The sequence below is a fragment of the Bacteroides acidifaciens genome (assembly GCF_903181435.1).
Classification (GTDB): Bacteria; Bacteroidota; Bacteroidia; order Bacteroidales; family Bacteroidaceae; genus Bacteroides.
Map to the genome: position 1 here is coordinate 2,700,965 of NZ_CAEUHO010000001.1, position 23,653 is coordinate 2,724,617.

At 43.2% G+C, this 23,653-nt stretch carries 14 protein-coding genes; 5 read left to right on the forward strand and 9 right to left on the reverse strand.

Annotation, left to right across the window (positions count from 1 at the left end; all coding sequences use genetic code 11):
* Positions 1 to 57: 57 nt before the first annotated feature.
* The 6 genes from CLIN57ABFB40_RS11430 to rpsA form a co-directional block, all read right to left on the reverse strand.
* Positions 58 to 525: a hypothetical protein gene (locus tag CLIN57ABFB40_RS11430; protein ID WP_175630160.1), complete on the reverse strand. Its 468-nt coding sequence runs from the start codon at positions 523 to 525 to the stop codon at positions 58 to 60.
* Positions 526 to 552: 27 nt separating this feature from the next.
* Positions 553 to 930: a hypothetical protein gene (locus CLIN57ABFB40_RS11435; RefSeq protein WP_175630161.1), complete on the reverse strand. Its 378-nt coding sequence runs from the start codon at positions 928 to 930 to the stop codon at positions 553 to 555.
* A 47-nt stretch (positions 931 to 977) separates the two neighbouring features.
* The gene (locus CLIN57ABFB40_RS11440; protein WP_175630162.1) at positions 978 to 1,529 is read right to left on the reverse strand and encodes an RNA polymerase sigma factor; all 552 of its coding nucleotides are present in this window, start codon (positions 1,527 to 1,529) and stop codon (positions 978 to 980) included.
* Between the two features lie 25 nt (positions 1,530 to 1,554).
* A complete protein-coding gene (locus CLIN57ABFB40_RS11445; protein WP_175630163.1) occupies positions 1,555 to 3,102 on the reverse strand; it encodes a L,D-transpeptidase family protein in 1,548 nt (515 codons plus the stop codon).
* Positions 3,092 to 4,030, reverse strand: a complete 939-nt coding sequence (locus tag CLIN57ABFB40_RS11450) for a ribonuclease Z (RefSeq protein WP_175630164.1) — start codon at positions 4,028 to 4,030, stop codon at positions 3,092 to 3,094. The genes CLIN57ABFB40_RS11445 and CLIN57ABFB40_RS11450 overlap by 11 nt, the downstream gene beginning before the upstream one ends.
* Before the next feature lie 165 nt (positions 4,031 to 4,195).
* Entirely contained in the window at positions 4,196 to 5,998 is a 1,803-nt protein-coding gene (gene rpsA, locus CLIN57ABFB40_RS11455) for a 30S ribosomal protein S1 (protein ID WP_175630165.1), read from the reverse strand.
* A 168-nt stretch (positions 5,999 to 6,166) separates the two neighbouring features.
* Between rpsA and CLIN57ABFB40_RS11460 the strand changes: the two genes are divergently transcribed.
* Positions 6,167 to 12,070: a DUF3320 domain-containing protein gene (locus tag CLIN57ABFB40_RS11460; protein ID WP_254871746.1), complete on the forward strand. Its 5,904-nt coding sequence runs from the start codon at positions 6,167 to 6,169 to the stop codon at positions 12,068 to 12,070.
* A 16-nt stretch (positions 12,071 to 12,086) separates the two neighbouring features.
* Here the strand turns inward: CLIN57ABFB40_RS11460 and CLIN57ABFB40_RS11465 are convergent, their stop codons facing one another.
* From CLIN57ABFB40_RS11465 to CLIN57ABFB40_RS11475, 3 genes are all read right to left on the reverse strand, one after another.
* A complete protein-coding gene (locus tag CLIN57ABFB40_RS11465; protein ID WP_175630167.1) occupies positions 12,087 to 13,145 on the reverse strand; it encodes a retron St85 family RNA-directed DNA polymerase in 1,059 nt (352 codons plus the stop codon).
* A gap of 204 nt (positions 13,146 to 13,349) precedes the next feature.
* Positions 13,350 to 15,557 (reverse strand): DUF5686 family protein, encoded by a 2,208-nt coding sequence (locus CLIN57ABFB40_RS11470; RefSeq protein ID WP_410489595.1) that lies wholly within the window; start codon positions 15,555 to 15,557, stop codon positions 13,350 to 13,352.
* Between the two features lie 423 nt (positions 15,558 to 15,980).
* On the reverse strand, positions 15,981 to 17,693 hold the full coding sequence (locus CLIN57ABFB40_RS11475; protein WP_175630168.1) for an ATP-binding protein: 1,713 nt from the start codon (positions 17,691 to 17,693) through the stop codon (positions 15,981 to 15,983).
* A 314-nt stretch (positions 17,694 to 18,007) separates the two neighbouring features.
* Here CLIN57ABFB40_RS11475 and CLIN57ABFB40_RS11480 point away from each other — a divergent pair, with 314 nt between their 5' ends.
* The 4 genes from CLIN57ABFB40_RS11480 (at position 18,008) to CLIN57ABFB40_RS11495 (ending at position 23,631) form a co-directional block, all read left to right on the forward strand.
* Positions 18,008 to 18,421: an HU family DNA-binding protein gene (locus CLIN57ABFB40_RS11480; protein ID WP_175630169.1), complete on the forward strand. Its 414-nt coding sequence runs from the start codon at positions 18,008 to 18,010 to the stop codon at positions 18,419 to 18,421.
* Between the two features lie 6 nt (positions 18,422 to 18,427).
* Positions 18,428 to 20,227 carry a hypothetical protein gene (locus tag CLIN57ABFB40_RS11485; RefSeq protein WP_175630170.1) on the forward strand — a complete coding sequence of 600 codons (1,800 nt, stop codon included), beginning with the start codon at positions 18,428 to 18,430 and terminating at the stop codon, positions 20,225 to 20,227.
* A gap of 396 nt (positions 20,228 to 20,623) precedes the next feature.
* Complete coding sequence (locus tag CLIN57ABFB40_RS11490; RefSeq protein WP_175630171.1) at positions 20,624 to 22,813, forward strand: glutamine synthetase III; 2,190 nt, start codon at positions 20,624 to 20,626, stop codon at positions 22,811 to 22,813.
* A gap of 116 nt (positions 22,814 to 22,929) precedes the next feature.
* Positions 22,930 to 23,631 (forward strand): Crp/Fnr family transcriptional regulator, encoded by a 702-nt coding sequence (locus tag CLIN57ABFB40_RS11495; RefSeq protein WP_175630172.1) that lies wholly within the window; start codon positions 22,930 to 22,932, stop codon positions 23,629 to 23,631.
* Positions 23,632 to 23,653 lie beyond the last annotated feature (22 nt).

Here is a 23,653-nt window from a genome sequence, read left to right on the forward strand (position 1 = left end):
GACTATTTTAAAAAAAACAGAGCGTCTAACTCGTATGAATAGACACTCTGTTTTTCTTTATTTCTTCTTCGAATCATTTCCTTTATCTTTACCGCGATTCATCCCTTTTATCATCTCCCGATGGAAACGCATTTCCGCCCGTTGCACAAGAAATATCTTCTTGCTGGAAAGAATCTTCTTGAACTTACCCAAGTAGGTTTTATCAAGTTGGTCGGCAGCGATACGGTTATTGGCAACTTTCTCGTTGATTTCTTCGTATTGGGCTTCCGTAGTCTTGTCATCCTTCCCTTTACGCATCAAGTTCCATGATTCGTCATTCAGTTTTTTCTTTTTATCCTGAAGTTCAAAATAAACAGGGAAGAACTTGGCAGCTTCGTCTTTTGTCAGATTTGCCTGTTCAATAATATATGCTTTTTGTTTTGCTCTGAACTCTTCACGGGATAAATGCTGGTCACATCCATCAGCAGCCCAAAGAACAGGCATAAAGCCACATAACAAAACGACTAATGCGATTACTTTTCTCATTTTCTGTATTCAATCGGTTTTAATAAATCATTCTACACTTGCGTCACTCAAATAAACATATAAAGAATAATCATCCAGCATGGCACGATCCAGTGCTACATCAATCATTTCATCAGAGATTACTTCAGTATCTACTTCTGTCACTGCCACCTCGTCTGCTGCAACAGATTTATGATCTGTCGACGCTACCCGGATAATCAAGGCCGCTCCTACAAACATGGCTGCCATATAAAGCAACGGTTTCAGTCTTGTCCATGTGCTGACAGGCTCTTCCTTAAAAACGACTTTCTCTTTTTCAGGAAGCTTGTTCATCACTTCCGAAGTCAGGTTTTCAAAGTAGCCATCGGGAACTTTAAAGGAATTTTCCTTACCAAGTTTCTTCAATAGGGTATCTTCTTCTTTCATACGTTTTTCTCCTCTCTTCTCCTTAGACGTTGCACGTTCTAAAAGGTTTAATCAATTTCGTCTAAAAACTTCTCTATTTTCTTCACCGCATGATGATAAGATGCTTTCAATGCGCCGACCGACGTGCCGAATACTTCCGACATCTCTTCGTATTTCATTTCCTGATAATACTTCAGGTTGAATACCATGCGTTGTTTTTCCGGCAGGGTCATCAATGCTTTCTGCAAACACAACTGCACCTGATCGCCCGAAAAGTACGGGTCACTTTCCAGTTTCTGCACTCCCATTGCTTCCGGGTCGTCGATAGCTACGGTAGTCATGGCGCGTTGTTTATTCAAGAAAGTAAGACATTCGTTCAGTGCAATGCGGTAGAGCCAAGTAGACATCTTCGCTTCGGCACGGAAATAATCGATATTTGTCCATGCCTTAATGAACGTGTTTTGCAGGAGATCGTTCGCATCCTCATGCGACAGTACCATCCGGCGGATTTGCCAATACAATTGCTCGCTATACTGCGCCACAATCATCTCGAATCCTTGCCGCTGGGTACTCTCCTCTTGAAGAAGTTTCAGAACTTCGCGTTCGTTATAAGGGGTCATAATCTCTCGTTATCTGTATGTTTATTTATGGTTTCAAATTCCGGTCGTCCATTGCCTTCAATAAAGACGAATCATATTTATAAATGTCCTCACAATAACTCAATTTATTATCGACAGACAGGTAAACAGTCTGATAATCTATAAATAAAGGTATATATTTCTCTAAACTATAATGTTTCAGTTCACGGTAAGCCGCGCTGACAGGCAGCTTCTTCCCTTCCTCACTCACCGGCTTGATGTCCATAGCGATGCGGATACGGTCTTCAAGCAATGAGTCCTGCTTGTTCAATAGAAAGAATGAAAAATCGAGTGCTTTCTGAAGACGTACACAGCCATGACTTACCGCCCGGTTCTTACGTGTGAAAGCCCAACGGGAAGGAGTGTCATGCAGATAGACAGAGTGAGGATTGGGGAAACGGAAGATAATACGTCCCAATGAGTTTCCTGTCTTATTATCCTGCTTTACAGTATAAGGCACGCCTCTTCCTGCATACTTAGCCCATTTGATACTATGAGGGTCTACTTGCAAACCGGTCTTATTATCATATACCTTCATGCGGTTACGCGTAAAATAGGTCGTATCCCTGCGATAGGTAGGGATAATCTCTTTACGGATAATACTTTGAGGAACATTCCAATATGGATTCAGCTCCATATAATAGATTCTGCTCGACAGCAAGGGCGTCTTATTCTTCACGCTTCCCACACAGATACGCATTTCCAAGATTGAATCCGTCTCTTCATTGACAGCTTGTAACATAAATGCCGCTACATTGGCTACTACATATTTCTTTCCTTTCTCCAAGGCATATTGCCAGCGTGCACGTTCCATATTTACCAATAGGCGGTCGCGGTAATAATCCGTAGTATCCGTCTTCCCCCAAGCATTCACACGTTCCAGTTCTTCCTGCATTTTCAGATAAAGCCGAGAAGAAGGTTGTGCTTGATGAAAGGCCATATTTGCATTCATCCGCAGAGAATCCAGAGCAGCCATTGCAAAGTCCTTATCATAGTTTTTCAAAGGTATCCGGTTGATTGAATCGTTCCATCTATCCCCTAAAGGCAAAAAACCGAATTTCAACTTGCACACATAGGAAAGATAAGCAGCCGTCAACTGATATTCGACATCTGCCAACAGACGGTTCATCGTCTTTCCATCCCGCAATTGCAGCGTACGTATCTGCTGCAACTCTTTACGAATGCTGTCCGTCGGGTAAAGACGCGGATTGATGCCATGTTGTGAGATATTCTCCAACCAATACAACATAGAGTCTGCCACTTGTACGGCAGGTTTATCCGACACCAGCGAATCATTCAGCCAAAAAAAATCATTATTCTTCTGATAGTGAGCAACCAAAGCCGAATCCCATGGAGTCGCCTGCTTATTCTCATTCAGATAAGAAAGGATAATCAGATGGATACTGTCCGAACTAATCTGATAAGCGGGGTTAAGCAATTCCTGAAGACTTGCTAAAGAATCCGGTATCGGAGACAGAGGTTTCTCCTTTTTGCATGCAGCCAGACAAACAGCACATACGATTATCACTCTCCAAAGCAGTCGTTTACTTTTCATATTCTGTTCCTCCATCAACGTCGATACATAAGTTCTCTTTCGCCAAAATTGTTTGCGGGAAAATGGCGGACGCCTCATTGAGCAAAATGGATTCATCCTCATAACGGGCAGAAAAATGTCCAATCACCAACTGTCCCACATTGGCATCCAAAGCAAGTTGCGCGGCTTGCGCGGCTGTTGTATGATAAGTTTCTTTAGCCCGTATCTGCTCTCCCTGCGCAAAAGTCGCTTCATGGAAAAGCAAGTCTACATTCTTGATTTGTTCCGCAATCACCGGGCGATAAATTGTATCGGAACAATACGCATATTTCCGTGCCGGAGCCGAAGGGCGGGTCAAGCGTGAGTTAGGAATTACCTCTCCTTCGGGAGTAACAAAGTCCGCTCCGTTTTTGATACGGTTCAACTCATAGACAGGGACTTTATAAAAGTCTACCATATCTCTGATAATATGATTGGGGCGTTGTTTTTCTTCAAAAAGGAAGCCGCAACAAGGAATACGGTGCTTCAAAGGAATCGTAGTTACAGTCACCGAACGGTCATCATAAATAAGGGTCGGTTCCTTCGTCTCAAATTCATGGAAGAACACCTTGTAAGACAGCGTCTTGCAAAAGAAGGCAAGCATCGGAGCAAACAACTCTTCAAGTCCTTTCGGGGAATGGATATGCAAATCGGCTGTCCTGCCCAACAGACCGAATGTTGAAATCAGTCCCAACAAGCCAAAACAATGGTCGCCATGCAAATGGGAGATAAAGATATGGTTCAATCGGGAAAATTTCAGCCGGGAACGACGTAATTGCATTTGTGCACCTTCCCCACAATCAATCATAAATAGTTTTTCGCGCAGGTTGACCACTTGGGAAGTCGCAAAATGTCGTGTGGTAGGCAAAGCAGAGCCGCACCCTAATATATGTAACTCAAATTTTTCCATGATGTGCAAAGATATAGTATTTCAGATTCAATCTTGCAAAGGATGAAACTTTTTTTTCTATTCACCACAGAGGACACGGAGGACACAAAGGATAAGAAGGGTATGGTGAATAGAAAAAGGCGCCCCCGTTTGGGAGCGCCTTCATTAGAAAATATTCTGTTCAGATTATTTCTTTCCTTCCAACTGTTCTTTCAATGCAGCCAGAGCGTCGATATCGCCCAGCGTAGTTGAAGCAGCCTGGTTTTGAATCATCGGAGAATCTTCTCTCTTGCCATTGCCTGATGATTTCTTAGCACCGGAAGCAGCTTTCTTTTCTGCTCTTTCTTCTGCTTTAGCAACATCTTCGAAGATACGGCTGTGAGACAGGATGATTCTCTTAGCGTCTTTGTTGAACTCGATTACTTTGAATTCAAGTTTTTCATCCAACTGAGCTTGTGCACCATCTTCTTTTACAAGGTGTTTCGGAGTTGCGAAACCTTCTACACCGTAAGGAAGAGCTACAACAGCACCCTTATCCAACATTTCGATGATAGTACCTTCGTGTACAGAACCTACTGTAAATAAAGTTTCGAATACATCCCAAGGATTTTCTTCGAGTTGTTTGTGACCAAGGCTCAAGCGACGGTTTTCTTTGTCGATTTCCAATACCTGAACTTCGATGTCAGCACCAATCTGAGTAAATTCTGACGGATGTTTCACTTTCTTAGTCCAAGAAAGGTCAGAGATGTGGATCAAGCCGTCTACACCTTCTTCGATTTCTACGAATACACCGAAGTTAGTGAAGTTACGTACTTTTGCAGTATGTTTAGAACCTACAGGATACTTCTCTTCGATAGTTTCCCATGGATCTTGTTTCAGTTGTTTGATACCCAAAGACATCTTACGTTCTTCGCGGTCGAGTGTAAGAACAACAGCTTCTACTTCGTCGCCTACCTTCATGAAGTCTTGAGCAGAACGCAGGTGTTGGCTCCAAGACATTTCTGAAACGTGGATCAAACCTTCTACGCCGGCAGCGATTTCGATGAATGCACCGTAGTCAGCCATAACGACAACTTTACCGTTCACCTTGTCACCAACCTTCAAGTCAGTGTCAAGAGCATCCCATGGGTGCGGAGTCAGTTGTTTCAGACCCAGAGCGATACGTTTCTTTTCGTCATCGAAGTCAAGGATAACAACGTTAAGTTTCTGATCCAGTTCAACAACTTCTTTCGGATCGCTAACGCGTCCCCAAGAAAGGTCAGTGATGTGAATCAAACCGTCTACGCCGCCAAGGTCGATGAATACACCGTAAGATGTGATATTTTTAACAGTTCCTTCAAGAACTTGTCCTTTTTCGAGTTTACCGATGATTTCTTTCTTCTGTTGTTCCAGTTCAGCTTCGATAAGAGCTTTGTGAGATACAACAACGTTTTTGAATTCCTGGTTGATTTTAACAACTTTGAATTCCATAGTTTTGCCAACGAATACATCATAGTCGCGGATCGGTTTAACGTCGATCTGAGAACCCGGCAAGAATGCTTCGATTCCGAATACGTCAACGATCATACCACCCTTAGTGCGGCACTTGATGTAACCCTTGATAATTTCTTCATTTTCCAGAGCAGCGTTCACGCGATCCCAAGAACGAGTAGCGCGGGCTTTTCTGTGTGACAGAACGAGCTGTCCTTTTTTGTCTTCCTGGTTTTCGATATACACTTCTACTGTATCACCTACTTTCAGGTCAGGATTGTAACGGAATTCATTCAAAGGGATGATACCGTCTGATTTGTAACCGATGTTCACAACTACTTCACGCTTGTTCATTGCGATTACGGTTCCGTCAACAACCTCACGGTCGTTAACTTTGTTAAGCGTACCGTCGTAAGCTTTTTCTAATTCTTCGTGGCTTACGCTTGTTACCGCTTCGCCATTTTCATAAGCATCCCAGTTGAAATCTTCAATAGGAGCTACGTTCTTTAAGTTTTCCATTAATAAATAAATTGTTTAATACTTTAATTAAATAAGACATTATATTTTCTATAAATCGGGCGCAAAGGTAGGAATATTTTCTTGATTGACAAAAGAATGGCTGAATAAAAGATGGTCATATCCGTATTTTTTGTAATATTGCAAGCTTTAATTTATACAGTTTTTGCCATGGACGAGAGATTGGACAAAGTCAAGGTACAATTCGGCTATTTGCCGCTCATTAATTTTGCGATACAACAAAACAGTGTACCGGTCATTCATCAACTTTCCATTGAGAACATAACCTCTGCCCCGCTAAAAGACATACAAGTACAAATCACAGCGGAACCGGCTTTCGGCAATACTGTCCCAACAGCTATCGAACAGATTCCGGCTAACAGTACGGTATCTCTGCAATCGCTCAATCTCACGTTATCGGCCAACTATTTCACGCAACTGACCGAACGTTTATCCGGCAACCTGAAATTAGAAATCACTTCCGAGGAAACGCTGATATTTACCCGGACTTATCCTATCGACATTTTGGCTTATGACCAATGGAGCGGACTCAATGTGCTCCCCGAAATGCTGGCCGCCTTTATTACTCCCAACCACACGGCTATCTTACCTATTATAAAAAGGGCGGCTGCCATCTTAGGACAGTGGACGGACAGCCCGTCTCTTGACGAATATCAGAGCCGCAACCCGGACAGGGTAAGAAAACAAATGGCGGCTATTTATACCGCCATCTCAGAACAGCAGATTATATACAGCACCGTTCCCGCAAGTTTTGAGGAGTACGGGCAGCATGTCCGGCTGGCAGATTCCGTGATGGCCCAGAAGTTGGGAACTTGCCTGGATATGTCCTTGCTCTATGCTTCGTGCCTGGAAGCTATCGGGCTGAACGCGCTTGTCATCATTACCCAAGGGCATGCTTTCGCAGGAGCCTGGCTAGTGCCGGAGACTTTTCCCGACCCTACGATAGATGATGTTTCTTTATTAACCAAAAGGACGGCGGAAGGAATCTACGATATCACTTTAGTAGAAACGACCTGTATGAACATGGGGCATCAGTCCGACTTCGACGATGCCGTGAAGAAAGCGGACGGCAAACTGAAAGAGGGTACTCATTTCATACTTGCGGTAGATGTAAAAAGAACGAGACATTCGGGAATCCGCCCTATCCCCCAACGCATATTGCACGGACAGACTTGGGAAATAGACGAAAACTCACTGACTATTCAGAAGAATACGGTTCATATTACCCCGCAAAGTATCAATCCTTATGATTTATCAGGCAGCGATATCCAGACAGCCATAACCAAACAGTTAATATGGGAAAGGCGGCTCCTCGATTTAAGCCTGCGCAATAACCTGCTGAATATCCGTATTACTAAAAATACGCTCCAACTTATCCCGGCAAATCTTGCCAGTCTGGAAGATGCTTTGGCAGACGGGGAAGAGTTCCGTATCCTGCACCGCCCTGCCGACTGGGAAAGTCCGGCTATGGAGTTCGGCATCTATTCCTCTGTTTCCGAGTCCAATCCGATTGTCGATTTTGTCAATTCGGAGCTTTCGCAGAAAAGATTACGTTTTTACTTATCCGAGAATGATTTAGGCAAGGCATTGACGCATCTCTACCGTTCTTCGCGGACATCTATTGAAGAGAACGGAGCTAATACGCTTTATCTTGCGTTGGGATTGCTGAAATGGTATGAGACTCCTTCCAGCGAACGCCCGCGTTATGCGCCGATACTGCTGCTGCCGGTCGAAATCATCCGCAAATCGGCAGCTAGAGGATATGTCATCCGTTCCCGCGAAGAGGAAACTATGATGAATATTACATTATTGGAGATGCTCCGCCAAAACTTCAGCATCAGCGTGCCCGGATTAGACCCGTTGCCTACCGACGGAAGCGGTGTGAACGTAAAGCTAATCTACTCCATCATCCGGAACTGCATCAAGAACCAACGCAAATGGGATGTTGAAGAACAAGCCATTTTGGGCATATTCTCTTTCAATAAGTTCATCATGTGGAATGATATTCACAACAACGCCCACAAACTGGTTCAGAACAAGATTGTATCCAGCCTCATCAACGGAAAGATAGAATGGGAAGCTGCTACGGAAGAGGTAGACGCAAGCTACATGGACAAGCAACTGTCTCCTGCCGATATCGTATTGCCTATCATCGCCGATTCTTCCCAATTGGAAGCCATATACGAAGCGGTGCACGACCAAACTTTTATCCTGCACGGCCCACCGGGAACAGGAAAATCACAAACAATCACCAATATTATCGCCAACGCGCTTTATAAAGGAAAGCGAGTGCTGTTCGTCGCAGAAAAGATGGCTGCCCTCTCCGTTGTTCAAAACAGATTGGCTGCCATCGGTCTTGCTCCGTTCTGTCTGGAAATCCACTCCAACAAAACGAAGAAATCTGCGGTTATCTCACAATTGAAAAAGACGACTGAAATTATCAGGCAGACGCCACCCGAAGAATTCAAGAAAGAAGCGGAACGCTTACTTGGTTTACGGGCAGAGTTGAATAAATACATCGAAGCCTTACATAAAGAGTATCCGTTCGGCATTTCATTATATGATGCCATTATCCGTTTTCAATCATCAGATGCCAAGCCTTGTTTCGATATTCCCCTATTCTATTTGGATACATTGGATAAAGAAACATTTACCCAATGGGAAGAAGCCATTGAAGTTTTGGTACGAACAGCCAATGCGTGCGGACACCCTAACCGGCATCCGTTGAAGGGTATCTCTATTTCAGAATATTCTTCTGCCGGAAAAGACGAAGCTTTCCTGACACTCACTTACTTTATCAACTTGCTAAAAGCTATCCAACAGCAACTAACCGCATTCTCCATTCTTCTGACGGATACGGAAATGCATCCCACACGCACTGACTTTCAAACGATTGCGAACATTATCCGAAACATACTTGATATTCCCGAACTTACTCCCGGATTATTGACTCTTCCATCACTGAACGAGACTCTTGATGAATATCGCGAAGTAGTGAACCATGGGCGTAAACGTGACGAACTAAGAAAGACGATTGAAACCGGATTCACTAAAGAAATCCTGCAAGCAAACGCCAAAATAATGTTAGCCGAGTGGAACCGGGTATCTGCCCTGTGGTTTATTCCCAGATATTTCGGACAAAGAAAAATAAAGAAGGCACTCCATGTATATGCGCTGAAAGCCATCGAGCCGGATACCATCAAACCGTTGCTCCACCAGATTGTCCAATATCAGGAAGAAGCAGAAGCCGTCCAGAAATACGCAAGCCAACTGCCTGCCCTATTCGGACGATTCGGCAAGAATGAAGATTGGAATACAATTGAACAGATTATCAATGACATGGTTTCTCTTCATTCGCATTTGTTGAGTTATTCGAAAGATATCGCCAAAGTCTCACAAATCAAACGCAACCTGTCTGTACAACTAGCTGAAGGGATACAAACATTCAGAGATATTCATGGTCATTCTCTCAATGAAATCTATCGGTATTCGAATGAGCTTATGAATATAGAGCACAAACTTTCCGGCACTCTAGGCATTTCAACAGTAGAGCTTTATATAAATTCTATTGATTGGATAAACACAGGCATATCAAAAGCTCAAACATGGAAAGAGAATTTGGATAAGCTCAAGGACTGGTATCAATGGCTACAAGCTTACCGGACGCTCGACAGGCTTACTATCGGATTTATAGCTGCGGAATATAAAGAGAAGAATATCCCGACCGCTCAACTTGCCAGCAGTTTCTACAAGAGTTTTTATCAGGCTGCCATTCAGTATATCATTTCCAAAGAACCGACTTTGGAGTTATTCAATGGCAAAATATTCAATGATATTATAGCGAAGTACAAGCTAATATCCACTCAATTTGAGGAAACCACTAAAAAGGAATTGTTTGCCAGGTTAGCTTCCAATATTCCATCCTTCACCCATGAGGCTATTCAAAGCTCCGAAGTTGGCATACTCCAGAAGAACATCCGCAACAATGCACGCGGTATATCCATCCGTAAGCTGTTCGACCAAATTCCGACGTTGTTGTCGCGTATGTGCCCGTGCATGCTGATGAGTCCTCTTTCCGTTGCCCAATTCATTGATACGGATGCGGACAAGTTTGACCTGGTAGTCTTTGACGAAGCATCGCAGATGCCGACTTATGAAGCCGTAGGCGCCATTGCCCGAGGCAAGAATGTGGTTATTGTAGGCGACCCAAAACAGATGCCCCCGACAAACTTCTTCTCGGTCAATACCACTGACGAAGAGAATATCGAAATGGAAGATTTGGAGAGTATCCTTGATGATTGCCTCGCCTTGTCCATTCCTTCCAAGTACTTGCTATGGCACTATCGAAGCAAACACGAGAGCCTTATCGCTTTCAGCAATTCCGAATATTACGACAATAAATTGATGACTTTCCCTTCTCCAGACAATATCGAATCCAAGGTCAGAATGGTGAATATCAACGGCTATTATGACAAAGGAAAATCGCGCCAGAACCGGGCGGAAGCACAAGCGGTAGTCGATGAAATAGCAAGAAGACTGAGAAATGATGAATTAAGGAAGAAGAGCATCGGCGTAGTCACTTTCAGCATTGTCCAGCAAGCTTTAATAGAAGATTTGCTGTCCGACCTTTTTATCTTCCATCCCGAACTGGAAACTCTCGCTTTGGAATGTGAAGAGCCGCTATTTATCAAGAACTTGGAGAATGTGCAGGGAGACGAACGGGACGTGATTCTCTTTTCGGTAGGTTACGGCCCGGATGCCGCAGGACGTGTCAGCATGAACTTCGGCCCGCTGAACCGTGCGGGCGGAGAAAGAAGACTCAACGTAGCAGTCTCCCGTGCCCGGTACGAGATGATTATTTACTCTACTCTACGATCGGATATGATAGACTTGAACCGGACTTCTTCCATTGGAGTAGCCGGACTAAAACGTTTCCTCGAATACGCAGAGAGAGGAACAAGGAATGTAATCAACAGTTCAGACAATTCACTATCGGAAACGTCTGCTTCTATCGAAAACATCATTGCCGACAAGTTGCGTTCACTGGGATATACCGTGCATACCGACATCGGATGCTCAGGTTATAAAATAGATATAGGCATAGTAGATACCCAAAACAAGTCTAATTACCAACTCGGCATTATCTGCGACGGGAAGAATTACAAGCGTACTAAAACCGCACGCGACCGGGAAATTGTTCAGAATAATGTCCTGAAAGCACTCGGCTGGAACATCTGCCGCATATGGACAATGGACTGGTGGAAAAAGCCGGATGAAGTAATTGCGTCCATACAGGAAGCAATCTCTCAAAAGAAAGACTCAAAAGCAAGTAATGAAACCTATAATGTTAAGACAAATACTATTCCGGCGGTCATAACAGAAGAAAAACAAGACAAGGAGTCTGTTTCAACCCCCGAAGGGAATACAAATGAGCTTTCATTTCTTCTCAAAGCATCTCCAGTTACTGCTGAAAAGCAACCGACTGCTGTTCCCGTTGCCCCAAGCAGGCAACAGAAGTATAAATCCGCCGAAGTGACTCCGGACAAATATCTGCCTGAAGATTTCTTCCTCACGGAAAGTTCCCCCATCCTTACTTCCCAAATACGGAAAATTATAGAGAACGAAGCTCCTGTCAGCAAATCATTACTCTGCAAGAAAATTCTGTCCGAATGGGGAATCAGCCGTTTGGGTCCACGGATAGAAGCTCACATAGATGCTATTCTCGATACACAGAATATTTGCCGCACGGAACATGACGGATATGTTTATTGCTGGAAAGATAAAGAGCAATGCTATTCATATTCGGCTTACCGCCCGGTTTCCGACCGAGATGTAACAGATATTCCCCCTGAAGAAATAGCCAATGCTATCCGGCAGATACTAACCGACTCCATCAGCCTGCCTGCAGCAGATTTGGTAAAAGCATGTGCGCAGACATTCGGTTTTCCCCGCATGGGTTCGACCATAGACGCTGCCATGCAGAGAGGAATCCGCGAAGCTGTGAAAAGAGATTATGCAAAAATGGAAAATGAACGGGTAACGATTGCCAGTTAATACCGTTTAAGACTGATTAATACCGTTTCTCCAAACGTTTCAAGGCAGTAATAGAATCGGATACATAAACATTATCCGGTTCTATCGAGCGCCAATAACAAAGTTCCCCGATAAGCCGTTTCAAATAGGCAGGGTCGCAGGAACCGATTCTACGTTGATGTTCCGCCAATCCCTTTGTCAGAATGAAATAAACATTCTTCCGAATCTCCCGCTTTCTTGTTTTGGGTATCGTCAGTTTCACACCGGAGCTGACAGATACTCCCGTGATAATCTTCCTGTCATACCCATGCAAGAAACGAGTCTTTTTATGATTCGGCTCAAATTTCTCGTCACGGATTATTTGTTTAATCCGGGGGATTATCTGTTCTTTTGGAAGCACATCACCGGAGAAAGTCAGGTCATCGGCATAGCGGGTATATGTCAACCCATACTCTGCTGCCAACGCAGATAATTTCTTATCCATCTCATAGCCGACAATATTGCTCAATGACGGACTTGTAGGAGCTCCCTGAGGTAAACAATTACGCAGGCAACACAAGGTTCTAAAGACTTTCGCCACATTTGCCGGATAGCCCATCTTCTCAAATGTCGCCTTCACCCTCGGACTTCGTATAGAAAAGAAAAAATCATGAATATCCATTTTCAACACATACCGCTTTCCCAAATGAGGACTGGCATTATCAACTACCGAATGTCCACACCGGAAACCGACTGCTGCCGGATGAACGGTAGTCACCGATGATAAGATTCGGGAATTAATAGTCGTTTGGATAGATTGTAGTTCTTTACGCGGAGCGGAAATCATCCGATACCCGCCCTTTCTTTTTCTCACCCAAAACTCATGGTAATGGGCAGGGATATTTTCAAGTATTTCTTTCAGCTTGTTTACTTCTACGCCCAATAGGCTGGCGCACCAGGCGACTGCTTCTTCATCAAACTTGGGAACATTTTCTTCCTTACTGCTACCTGCTGTTGCTTTCCACCTTTTATATCCCTCTTGCTTCCTGCTCGAAGAAATCATTTTATAAATCAGGAAACCAGTGATTATAAGTATCGTTATTAAAATACCGTCCATTTTGTATTATGTATATAAAAAAGAGAGAAGAGGATGAGTTATTTACTAAAATAAATTTAGGTATTTATACCTAAGAATTTATTTTCTAGGAAAATACCTGTGCTTATGAAGCGACTACACCTCTTTTGTGCTAAATTTTGCCCTCATCCTCTCCTAGACAAAGGTAGAATTTTTTTTCGATTTACGCAACAAGAACGTCAAAAACTATCGGTTGAATAACTCGAATGTAAATTTACAGCCTATTCCGCCGAACTTCCAGTTCTCACTGCTCATAAAAACCCCTACATCAAAAATATGTGTACCGATGCCATACCCTACTTCCATGTAAGGTTGAAGATGGGGCATGCAGAGGGCGCTTACGTAAATACGTTCATTCTGTACATAACGTGTATATTTCATCAGATGCTTTAATATCAGGAATGGCGCCTCATAAGTGAAATGTCCGCGTACATAACGGCGGGACGAGTTGTACCAACGTCCGTCGAGCACTTGAAACACTCCGCCGATTTCATCGTTCCACCCCACAGGGAGATTACGACGGGAGAAATTAGCGAAATCCACGAAATACAATTCATCCTGATTGGTAAACGCGCCAAATCCAAAACGATAATAGATATTACGCATCAGTCCCAACCGGATTTGATGTTGAAGGTCGAACTCTATTCTTTCGTATTCACCCGTACTTTTGAATACCCCTTTAATACCCCGTTCGTAATCGACTGAGAACGTAGGATATAAGGAACGGAGATTTATTTTTCGTTTTCCATTCATATAATAGTAGAGTCCCGGCGTCCATTCCACCCGGATACGGGGAGCAAAACTGATATAGGTATTCTTGAATTTATCCATAAATTCCGGGGGCGGCATCGGATAATCACCGGTTATCACAAAGCGCGAAGGCTCTACGGCTGTCCTCTTATGAGCGGAGAATCCCAAGCTTATATCCAAACCGTTGACTACTTCAAGCGTATGGCGGAAATTAAAATACAAGTCTTTGAAATAATCAAGATGAATTAAATCGAAATTGAAGATACTGTCCGGCATGGCTTTCAGTTCGTCCAGCACCTTACTGCTATAAATGCGGTTACCATTACCCACATTCAAGCGGAAGAATCCCCGTTTTTGCGGCCAGTACTCAAGGTCAGCATTCAATGACCAATAAAACTCCTTGCGGGTGAAATTATATCCGAGTTTAGGAACAATACGGAGCAGCTTATCGCCCCTGAAAATACGGTTGTAGCGAAAATCCTGCCGATAAGACAAACCGTTGCTTCCGCTATAACTGAACAGGAGCGGATTAATAAACGGAGAGAAACGGACACTTCCGATATTGGAGAGGTTGAACTTATAATCTTCCACCATCAGGTCGCCCATTGTTCCCCAAAAAGTCTGACTCTTGGATGGCTTCCGTATAGTAGCCGTATCACGCCTCAGCCGATAATCATGGTACAATTTCTTCTCACTTTCATTCAAAGGAATAGGTCGCATAATGGCAAAGGTCGAAGCATCCGTCTTATAGGCATTCGTGTCGCATTGCAAAGAGAATGATTCCGACAGGTTATAATTTGTCTTCTCTTTCTTACGCACTTTCTTTTCTTTCAGTTCAATGGATTTATAATCCAAAGAAGCAGTGTAGTTGCCATCAACCTTATTTCCGAGGAATTTAAAAAGGGCTTCCACATCATAACGCACAGGCAAAAATTCATTTTTCTTGCCTACGTCTCCCATCTTAATCCAGCAGGTGAATGTTATAAGTTCCGACCGTCCCGAAAAACGTATTTCGCGAACACTCCATACATTACTGCTGACAATCATGTAACCGCCTACCAACTGGTCGCTCTTTGTCCGGGGAATAAAACGTACCCGGTAATCCAGATTATTCGGGTCCCCCATCACACTGTCTATCCGGTATTTATAGTATTTTTGCCCGTTCTTGGCTAGTGGTGACAGCAACCGCTCGTCATTCAACAGAGAAGAAGAGTAGATATTTACATTAAAATATTCGAGCAATCCCGGAAGTCCTCTGTTTCCCCTTACAGTTCCTTGCGAGGCTTTTACTTTCTGGTCGTATATATTGGGAGCGGTATAATGAAGGTCACTGTATGTTTCGAGCAGATACTCGCGCACCCCCTTTTGCAAACGGAACATGGAAGGTACATAGCGAAGGATAAAATTCTTTTTCCGAATATCCATCTTACCTTTTATATATAGATTGGCACGATAGTCACTGACTATCGTTTCATATAAAGGCGCGAAAGTCATGACACGCTCAATGATGGAATCGGCGGAAATACTTTGACGCGTATAAGGATTCATTATATAGTTACTGGCTGCCCCCTTTAAAGTAAAAGAGAACATACATAGTATGCATCCTATCAGTATTTTATCTCTCAATCGTCGTATCTCCTTCATTAACATAGGCAAATATAAAAAAGAATATCGAAAAGCAAGGAGATTGGGATACTAAAAAGAGTTATTGAAGAAAATTTAAACAGGTTCTTTGTTTTTCAACACAATATGATTCATTTTATCTCGTTCCTTCAAATTGAAACACATATTTTTTGAGCCCTTACCGCCATAATGATTACAGCGATAAAGATTAATTGCAATAGATGAATTAACACTTCGTTAATTTTGCAACTAATCCATTGAGAACAAACAAGTTAATTGATAAAGTTTAGCAAAATAAAATAGGTCTAGTCGCCGGTTTTCATTATCTTTAATGGTATTCTACCACACATTAAAGCTATGAACAAGACAGCACTTGACCAATATGAGGAAATCGTGGAAGAAGCCGCTTAGCCGATATGTTGAATTTTTAACGGACTATTGTTATTATACTTCCCAACACTTCCACCCTTTGTTACTGCATATATATACCACATAAGAGCGGACATTATAATTAGGGAATTTTCTTTTTGTATCTTCCGCGTATCCCTTGACTTGTTCCACGTGTTCGGGAAGTGGTTCAGCATACGTCAGCATCTTCTCCGCTTCTTTACCACGATAATACTTAAACTCTACAACCCGGTCATCTGTATAATAGTCTGTACCGGGAATACCTGTCATCTCAAAGTCCGAACGACCGGCGGAATTGTTCTGTTCAATGGCAAAAGTGTAGCTGCTGCTCAAATAACGGGACACAAGTTCATAAAAAGAACATCGGATAAAGTTTTCATTTATTTTATCAAAGACTTGTGCAGGAAACTGTCCCAGATATTGTTCGAAATAGTTCTGTACCAATGGTTCCAGACGGCGCTCAGCATCGTATTTCCGATATACAGGAACATAACGTTGCGCATTTCCTTCAATCCGGTTCAATTGATTGTAATAGTCCATGTAAACACTGCGCATAGTCATATTGGGCAATGTTGTCACATAATTATCTTTCAGCGTCGTCATGCCTAGATAGAACAGGCTGACGGGATAAAATTCCTTATCAAAGAATTTCCTTTTATTAAATTTACTGGAAAGATCAGCCACATTGTAAGGCAATTCATTATCAATAACCAATGTATCCAGCATAACTTTGGCATTATCCAATGAAAGGGTAAGCCGACGTATCCAATTGACGTCCGTACGCAGATTTTCATCTACCAGTTCTTCAGGGATACTACCAGCATTAGCAGCAAACTTCTTGAAAAAATAGGTAAGAATTGTGGCATTAAAGAGACGTTCTCCATTGGGACGAAAACGATAACCATCATAGTTACTTACAATGAGTTGCCAAATTTCATCAAAACACTCTTGTCCTGTAGCATATTTGTCAAGCACATAACGCAAATAAGTTTCTGTCTCTTTATACGTAAACCCAAGCATATTCAAGAAATTCGGCTCCAATGTCAGTATCTCCGCAATATTATACCCACTAGTAAGATCGTCCATTGTGACAGGCAACACCCCTGTACAAAAACAGGTACGTACGCTTCCTTCACCGATGCCTTTTTTGATTACTTTAAAGAAAGTACGCAGAAAACTATCGTTAGTAGTCACCTCTTCATAAAGAGGATCATTATAAGCAGTAAGCAATTGATTGGTGAAATTATCATATTCATCAATCAAGATATAGGCTTTAGGTAATTCATGAGAACGAATATAGGTAAAAACCTCTTCGAGCATTTTAGACGCATCTCCTTTGTTGGCGAATTGAAAATCTCCAAACAAATCGCGGTTATGTTCCACCATTACTTCTACAGGACCACAATTCAAATCATTGAAATTCTGTGCCAGTGCCTGAATATTTTCCGCCATCACCATAGCGGAAAAATCATACCGGATAATCATATATCGGTTATGTTCCGGAGTAGGGTGATTGCCAATCCAGGTTCCACCGAATAATTCTTCGAAACGATGAGCTTTGGTACGGTCATAATAGCAAGCTAACGTAGAAACCAGCAAGCTCTTTCCGAATCGACGCGGACGCAGAAATACAGGAGCATTATAATCCTCCAAACGATAAATATACTCTGTCTTATCAACATAATAAAAGCCACGTTCGCGAAGATCTACGAAATCAGCCACTGCGTATGGGATAGTTATTCTTGCCATAATACCTACATTTTCTATCTATATGGACAAAGATACGAAATTGTTCATATACTTTTGCCGTATTCATTCTTTTTTTCTACCTTTGCAATATTATAAACGACAAGATGTTTTTACCAATTCATAAGGAAGAATTAATCATTTCTACCGCATCAATTAATAATTCCCCCTTATCTTTTAGCAATTTCATCCGCTTGAATTAATCTGTTGCACTTGAGCAACTAGACGGATACACTTGTGCAACAACCTAGTTACACTTGTCTATTCCGGTGAATGCCCAACTGCAAACAAATAGTGATAATCTAAAAGGAATTATTATGAGCATACTTTACAAGACAACCCGCTTTGCGGATACTTTCAGTGGTGACAAAGAAACAAATGTACGGGTGCAGCTATTATCATGGGATACGCTGGATACCAAAGCCTTTGTAGAATATCTGGCTTTCAAGAACAACATTTCCAAAGGCGATGTATACAAAAACCTCAGCATGGTATTGGAAGGTATAGAAGCCATTCTGAAAAACGGCAATATTCTCAATCTGGACGATTTCGGCAGCTTCTCCTTGAACGGCAGTTTCTGTGAAGACAAAGAGCCCGGTGAAAGCCACCGGGCGGAATCCATAGAAGTGAAGAATGTTGTATTCAAGGCGGAAAAGCGTATGAAGAAACGGATAACTGCGGCAGGATTTGAGAAGTATAATCCTGAAAGACATAACAAACGAAAATACTAGAACAATATGGAATACGACAGAACCTACTCCATCCGAAAAGGCGAATACTTTGCGGATGCATTGAAACGTGCCGATAAAGACTTTATCCCAACCAATTGCATCATCAATAAGTTACTACCCGGACTGGGAGCTACACATTGCGAACTGACAGCACCGCGGAAATCTATCATTATCGAGCCTAATGTACCTGTTATCGAGTCGAAAGCAAAGAAACATAAAAATGCACTGGCTGTCTATAAAGGGGTGACTATCCGAAAAGTGGCTGATTTCCTGGAAGAAAACCGTGATAAGCATTACAAGCTGTTGACCACTCCCGAAGGTTTCACGAAAATCAAGGAAGCGATGCAAGCGGTGGGGATAGATATGTACGCAGAATGCTTCATCCTGTTTGATGAATGTGAGAAGTTAGTGCAGGACGTACATTACCGTGATTCTATCCGCGAACCGATGAACGATTTCTTTCATTTCCAAAACAAGGCACTGATATCCGCCACCCCTATCATACCCGAAAAGGACAACCGTTTCGACAGTTTTATGCGCGTACTGATTAAGCCGGATTACGCATATCACCAAAAGCTGAAACTTATCACTACGAACAATGTACTGGAGACATTGCAGGAAGTGATTGAAGCGAAGCGAGGAACGGTCTGCATCTTCTGCAACAGCATTGACTCAATAGACAGTTTTTACCGATTGATACCCGAACTGAGTAATGCATGTACTTTTTGCAGCGAAGACGGGCAATACAAACTATGGAAAGGCAACCGACGCAAAAAATCAATGATGATTACCGAACTGGAACGTTACAATTTCTTCACCTCACGTTTCTATTCGGCAGTAGACATCGTATGCAAAAATCCCCCGCATGTCATTTTCATCAGCGATTTATACGGTGCCGCACAATCGGTTATCGACCCGGCTACCGAAGCTATTCAAATCATCGGGCGTTTCCGGGGTGGAGTAAACAGTGTGACACATATTGCTTCTATCCGACCGGAACTGGAATGTATGTCTTCGTCGGAGATTGACCGATGGATTCAAGGTGCAGCTACCATTTTCAACGGATGGAAAGCACAACTGGCACGGACATCGAATATCGGCGAAAGGACATTATTGCAGGAAGCTATCGGAGAAAATTCCTACCTTCCTTATCTGGACGAGAACGGAAAGCCAGACCCGTTTCTGATAACCAATTTCTATGAGAAGGAACAAGTGAAACGTCTATATACATCTACCGAGCTGTTGTGTAATGCCTATCGGCAGACCAATTATTTTGAGTTCTCACATGAAGAACGCCTCATGCCGATTTCGGACAATGAACGTATGGCAATCCAGCACCGCTTGGCAAAGAAAAAGCGGGCGGAGCTTATCGTCCGCAAGCTGGAAGAGATGGAAAAGATGGGCAGAGCCACTGACAAGAAACTGCAAAAACGTTACCAACGCATGTTGGGAAACCTGATTACTTCGACCGCTGACAGGTATATATACGATTGCTTCTGTCGGTTCGGAGCAGAATTTATACGGAAATCCGATTACAACGAAAATAAGTTGCGTACAGCATTGAATGTCAGCAGCGAACATACGATTAAGAAATCAGGGCAAATGCGGACATCTATCCAGCGGGCCTTCCCTGTAGGTTCCGAATTGTCCGTTCAGGAAGTGAAAAGTATGCTCAAACAGGTATATAAGAAGATGGGACTGAATACAGGAAGAGGCATCACGACTAAAGAATTGGAACAATATGCAGAGGTGGAAAATTATAGAAATCATGAAACCAGAACAATCAAAATACTGAAATTCAAATAATTAAAAGGAAAATGCAGTTTTTATTCCGAAAAAGATAAAAACTCCCTATTGTTTTTTGCAAACTTATCTTAAAATCAGGCTATTTTTAAAGATAAAACATTGATAATAAGCTCTGCGACATTTTTGTTTTTCCCCGTATAATACTTAGAATACAAACAAAAATGTCACAGAGAATTTTCCAAGTTATCTAAATGCCTCACTGATGTGACCTGTACAAAACTTATATGTTTACCAGTGTTTTTACGTCACGACCATAAAGTTCAGCCTCCCCCTTAAGTCCGAAGGGGAGCTATTCAAAAAAACATCTTATTTTTCAAATTACCCCCTAAAAAATAGGGGTACTTTCAGAAAAAACATATAATTTTGCGCCATCAACCGATAAATAACAGACCATTTATGTCTAAAATGAGATTTTTTGCATTACAAGAGCTTTCCAACCGGAAGCCTTTGGAAGTTACTGCTCCTTCCAACAAACTCTCTGATTATTATGGTAGTCATGTATTCGACCGCAAAAAGATGCAGGAGTATCTTCCGAAGGAAGCCTACAAGGCTGTGACCGATGCTATCGAAAAAGGTACGCCTATCAGCCGCGAAGTGGCGGACTTAGTTGCTAATGGTATGAAAAGCTGGGCCAAGTCACTCAACGTCACTCACTACACACATTGGTTCCAGCCTTTGACGGACGGAACAGCCGAAAAGCATGATGGCTTTATCGAGTTCGGCGAAGATGGCGGAGTTATCGAACGCTTCTCCGGGAAATTACTTATCCAACAGGAGCCGGACGCTTCTTCTTTTCCCAACGGCGGCATCCGCAACACTTTCGAAGCACGCGGATATACGGCATGGGACGTTTCTTCACCCGCATTCGTAGTGGATACGACTCTTTGTATCCCTACCATCTTTATTTCTTATACGGGCGAAGCGCTGGATTACAAAACTCCTCTATTGAAAGCACTCGCCGCCGTAGACAAAGCGGCTACGGAAGTTTGTCAGTTGTTCGACAAGAACGTGACACGCGTCTATACGAATCTGGGATGGGAACAGGAATATTTCCTTGTCGACTCTTCCTTATATAATGCACGCCCCGACCTCTGCCTCACCGGACGGACACTGATGGGACACTCTTCCGCCAAAGACCAGCAGTTGGAAGACCACTATTTCGGCTCTATCCCGCCACGTGTCACCGCCTTTATGAAGGAACTCGAAATAGAATGTCACAAACTGGGCATTCCCGCCAAGACCCGCCACAACGAGGTAGCTCCCAACCAATTCGAGTTGGCTCCTATCTTCGAGAACTGCAACCTGGCGAACGACCACAACCAACTTGTCATGGACTTGATGAAACGTATTGCCCGCAAGCATCACTTCAACGTGCTTCTGCATGAGAAACCTTATAGCGGCGTGAACGGTTCGGGCAAGCACAACAACTGGTCGCTTTGTACTGATACAGGTGTCAACCTGTTCGCTCCAGGCAAAAACCCGAAAGGAAATATGCTGTTCCTTACTTTCCTGGTGAACGTATTGATGATGGTTTATAAAAACCAGAACCTGCTGCGTGCTTCCATTATGAGTGCCAGCAACAGTCACCGCTTGGGAGCCAACGAAGCCCCACCCGCCATCCTCTCCTGCTTTCTGGGTTCGCAACTTTCGGCAACCCTTGACGAAATTGTACGCCAAGTAGGAAACGAGAAGATGACACCGGAGGAAAAAACGACATTGAAACTGGGTATCGGACGTATCCCCGAAATCCTGCTCGATACGACCGACCGTAACCGCACCTCTCCTTTCGCCTTCACCGGAAACCGGTTTGAGTTCCGTGCCGCCGGCTCTTCTTCCAACTGTGCCGCTGCCATGATTGCTATCAACGCTGCCATGGCAAACCAGTTGAATGAATTCCGTGCGTCGGTAGAGAAACTGATGGAAGAAGGGGTAGGCAAAGACGAAGCTATCTTCCGCTTGCTGAAAGAAACAATCATCGCTTCCGAACCCATCCGTTTCGAAGGTGACGGTTATTCCGAAGAATGGAAACAGGAAGCCGCACGCCGCGGACTGACTAACATCTGCCACGTCCCGGAAGCCCTGATGCACTACGTTGACCACCAATCCAAAGCTGTACTTATCGGCGAACGTATCTTCAACGAGACAGAGTTGAACAGCCGTCTGGAAGTGGAACTGGAGAAATATACCATGAAGGTCCAGATTGAAGGCCGTGTCTTGGGCGACCTTGCCATCAACCACATCGTACCGACTGCTGTTGCCTATCAGAATCGGCTGCTCGAAAATCTTCGCGGACTGAAAGAAATATTCCCTGCCGAAGAATACGAAGTGCTGAGTGCCGACCGCAAAGAACTGATTCGTGAGATTTCGCATCGGGTGACTTCAATCAAAGTACTGGTTCGCGAGATGACCGAAGCACGAAAAGTAGCCAACCACCTAGAGAACTATAAGGAAAGAGCGTTTGCCTACGAAGAAAAAGTACGTCCTTACCTCGACCAGATCCGCGACCATATCGATCATCTTGAGATGGAAGTAGACGACGAAATATGGCCGTTACCCAAATACAGGGAACTGTTGTTTACCAAATAAAATGCCTGCAAGATTGCACGAAAGCTCCCGCTTTTGTGCAATCTTTTTATAGATTCGTGCATTTTCTCATTTTTTATTTTTACTTTTGTGCTGTATAACACAGTTTTATAGCACTCATGGTAAAAATGAACATGTCAGACATAGATATTTCGGAGCCGTTATCCGATATGTTAGCTCCTTTAAATAACGAGCAAAAAGAGTTTCTGATGAACAATTATACAATACAGACCTACAAAAAGAATGAAACCATCTATTGCGAAGGAGAAACACCATCCCACCTGATGTGTCTTATCAGTGGTAAAGTCAAAATCTTCAAAGATGGCGTAGGGGGTAGAAGTCAGATTATCCGCATGATTAAACCACGCGAATACTTTGCCTATCGTGCCTATTTTGCCAAAGAGGATTTTGTAACTGCCGCCGCTGCCTTCGAACCTTCTGTTGTCTGTCTTATACCGATGAGTGCCATCACTACTTTAGTCGCCCAGAACAACGACTTGGCAATGTTCTTTATCCGACAGCTTTCTATCGACCTCGGCATCTCCGACGAACGTACGGTCAACCTGACTCAAAAACATATCCGCGGACGTCTCGCCGAATCCTTGATTTTCCTGAAAGAAAGTTATGGGCTGGAAGAAGACGGCTCAACTTTGAGCATTTACCTATCACGAGAAGATTTGGCAAATCTTTCGAATATGACTACTTCGAACGCTATCCGCACGCTGTCTCAGTTTGCTACGGAACGACTGATTACTATCGACGGAAGAAAAATCAAAATCATCGAAGAAGAGAAGCTGAAGAAAATAAGCAAGATTGGATAAAACAGTATCTTTCTTCTTTTGT

What these genes read in the sequence shown, in the direction of transcription:
- CLIN57ABFB40_RS11430 (WP_175630160.1), bottom strand. Translation starts at nt 525, where the DNA reads ATGAGAAAAGTAATCGCATTAGTCGTTTTGTTATGTGGCTTTATGCCT.
- CLIN57ABFB40_RS11435 (WP_175630161.1), bottom strand. Translation starts at nt 930, where the DNA reads ATGAAAGAAGAAGATACCCTATTGAAGAAACTTGGTAAGGAAAATTCC.
- CLIN57ABFB40_RS11440 (WP_175630162.1), bottom strand. Translation starts at nt 1,529, where the DNA reads ATGACCCCTTATAACGAACGCGAAGTTCTGAAACTTCTTCAAGAGGAG.
- CLIN57ABFB40_RS11445 (WP_175630163.1), bottom strand. Translation starts at nt 3,102, where the DNA reads ATGAAAAGTAAACGACTGCTTTGGAGAGTGATAATCGTATGTGCTGTT.
- CLIN57ABFB40_RS11450 (WP_175630164.1), bottom strand. Translation starts at nt 4,030, where the DNA reads ATGGAAAAATTTGAGTTACATATATTAGGGTGCGGCTCTGCTTTGCCT.
- rpsA (WP_175630165.1), bottom strand. Translation starts at nt 5,998, where the DNA reads ATGGAAAACTTAAAGAACGTAGCTCCTATTGAAGATTTCAACTGGGAT.
- CLIN57ABFB40_RS11460 (WP_254871746.1), top strand. Translation starts at nt 6,167, where the DNA reads ATGGACGAGAGATTGGACAAAGTCAAGGTACAATTCGGCTATTTGCCG.
- CLIN57ABFB40_RS11465 (WP_175630167.1), bottom strand. Translation starts at nt 13,145, where the DNA reads ATGGACGGTATTTTAATAACGATACTTATAATCACTGGTTTCCTGATT.
- CLIN57ABFB40_RS11470 (WP_410489595.1), bottom strand. Translation starts at nt 15,557, where the DNA reads ATGAAGGAGATACGACGATTGAGAGATAAAATACTGATAGGATGCATA.
- CLIN57ABFB40_RS11475 (WP_175630168.1), bottom strand. Translation starts at nt 17,693, where the DNA reads ATGGCAAGAATAACTATCCCATACGCAGTGGCTGATTTCGTAGATCTT.
- CLIN57ABFB40_RS11480 (WP_175630169.1), top strand. Translation starts at nt 18,008, where the DNA reads ATGAGCATACTTTACAAGACAACCCGCTTTGCGGATACTTTCAGTGGT.
- CLIN57ABFB40_RS11485 (WP_175630170.1), top strand. Translation starts at nt 18,428, where the DNA reads ATGGAATACGACAGAACCTACTCCATCCGAAAAGGCGAATACTTTGCG.
- CLIN57ABFB40_RS11490 (WP_175630171.1), top strand. Translation starts at nt 20,624, where the DNA reads ATGTCTAAAATGAGATTTTTTGCATTACAAGAGCTTTCCAACCGGAAG.
- CLIN57ABFB40_RS11495 (WP_175630172.1), top strand. Translation starts at nt 22,930, where the DNA reads ATGGTAAAAATGAACATGTCAGACATAGATATTTCGGAGCCGTTATCC.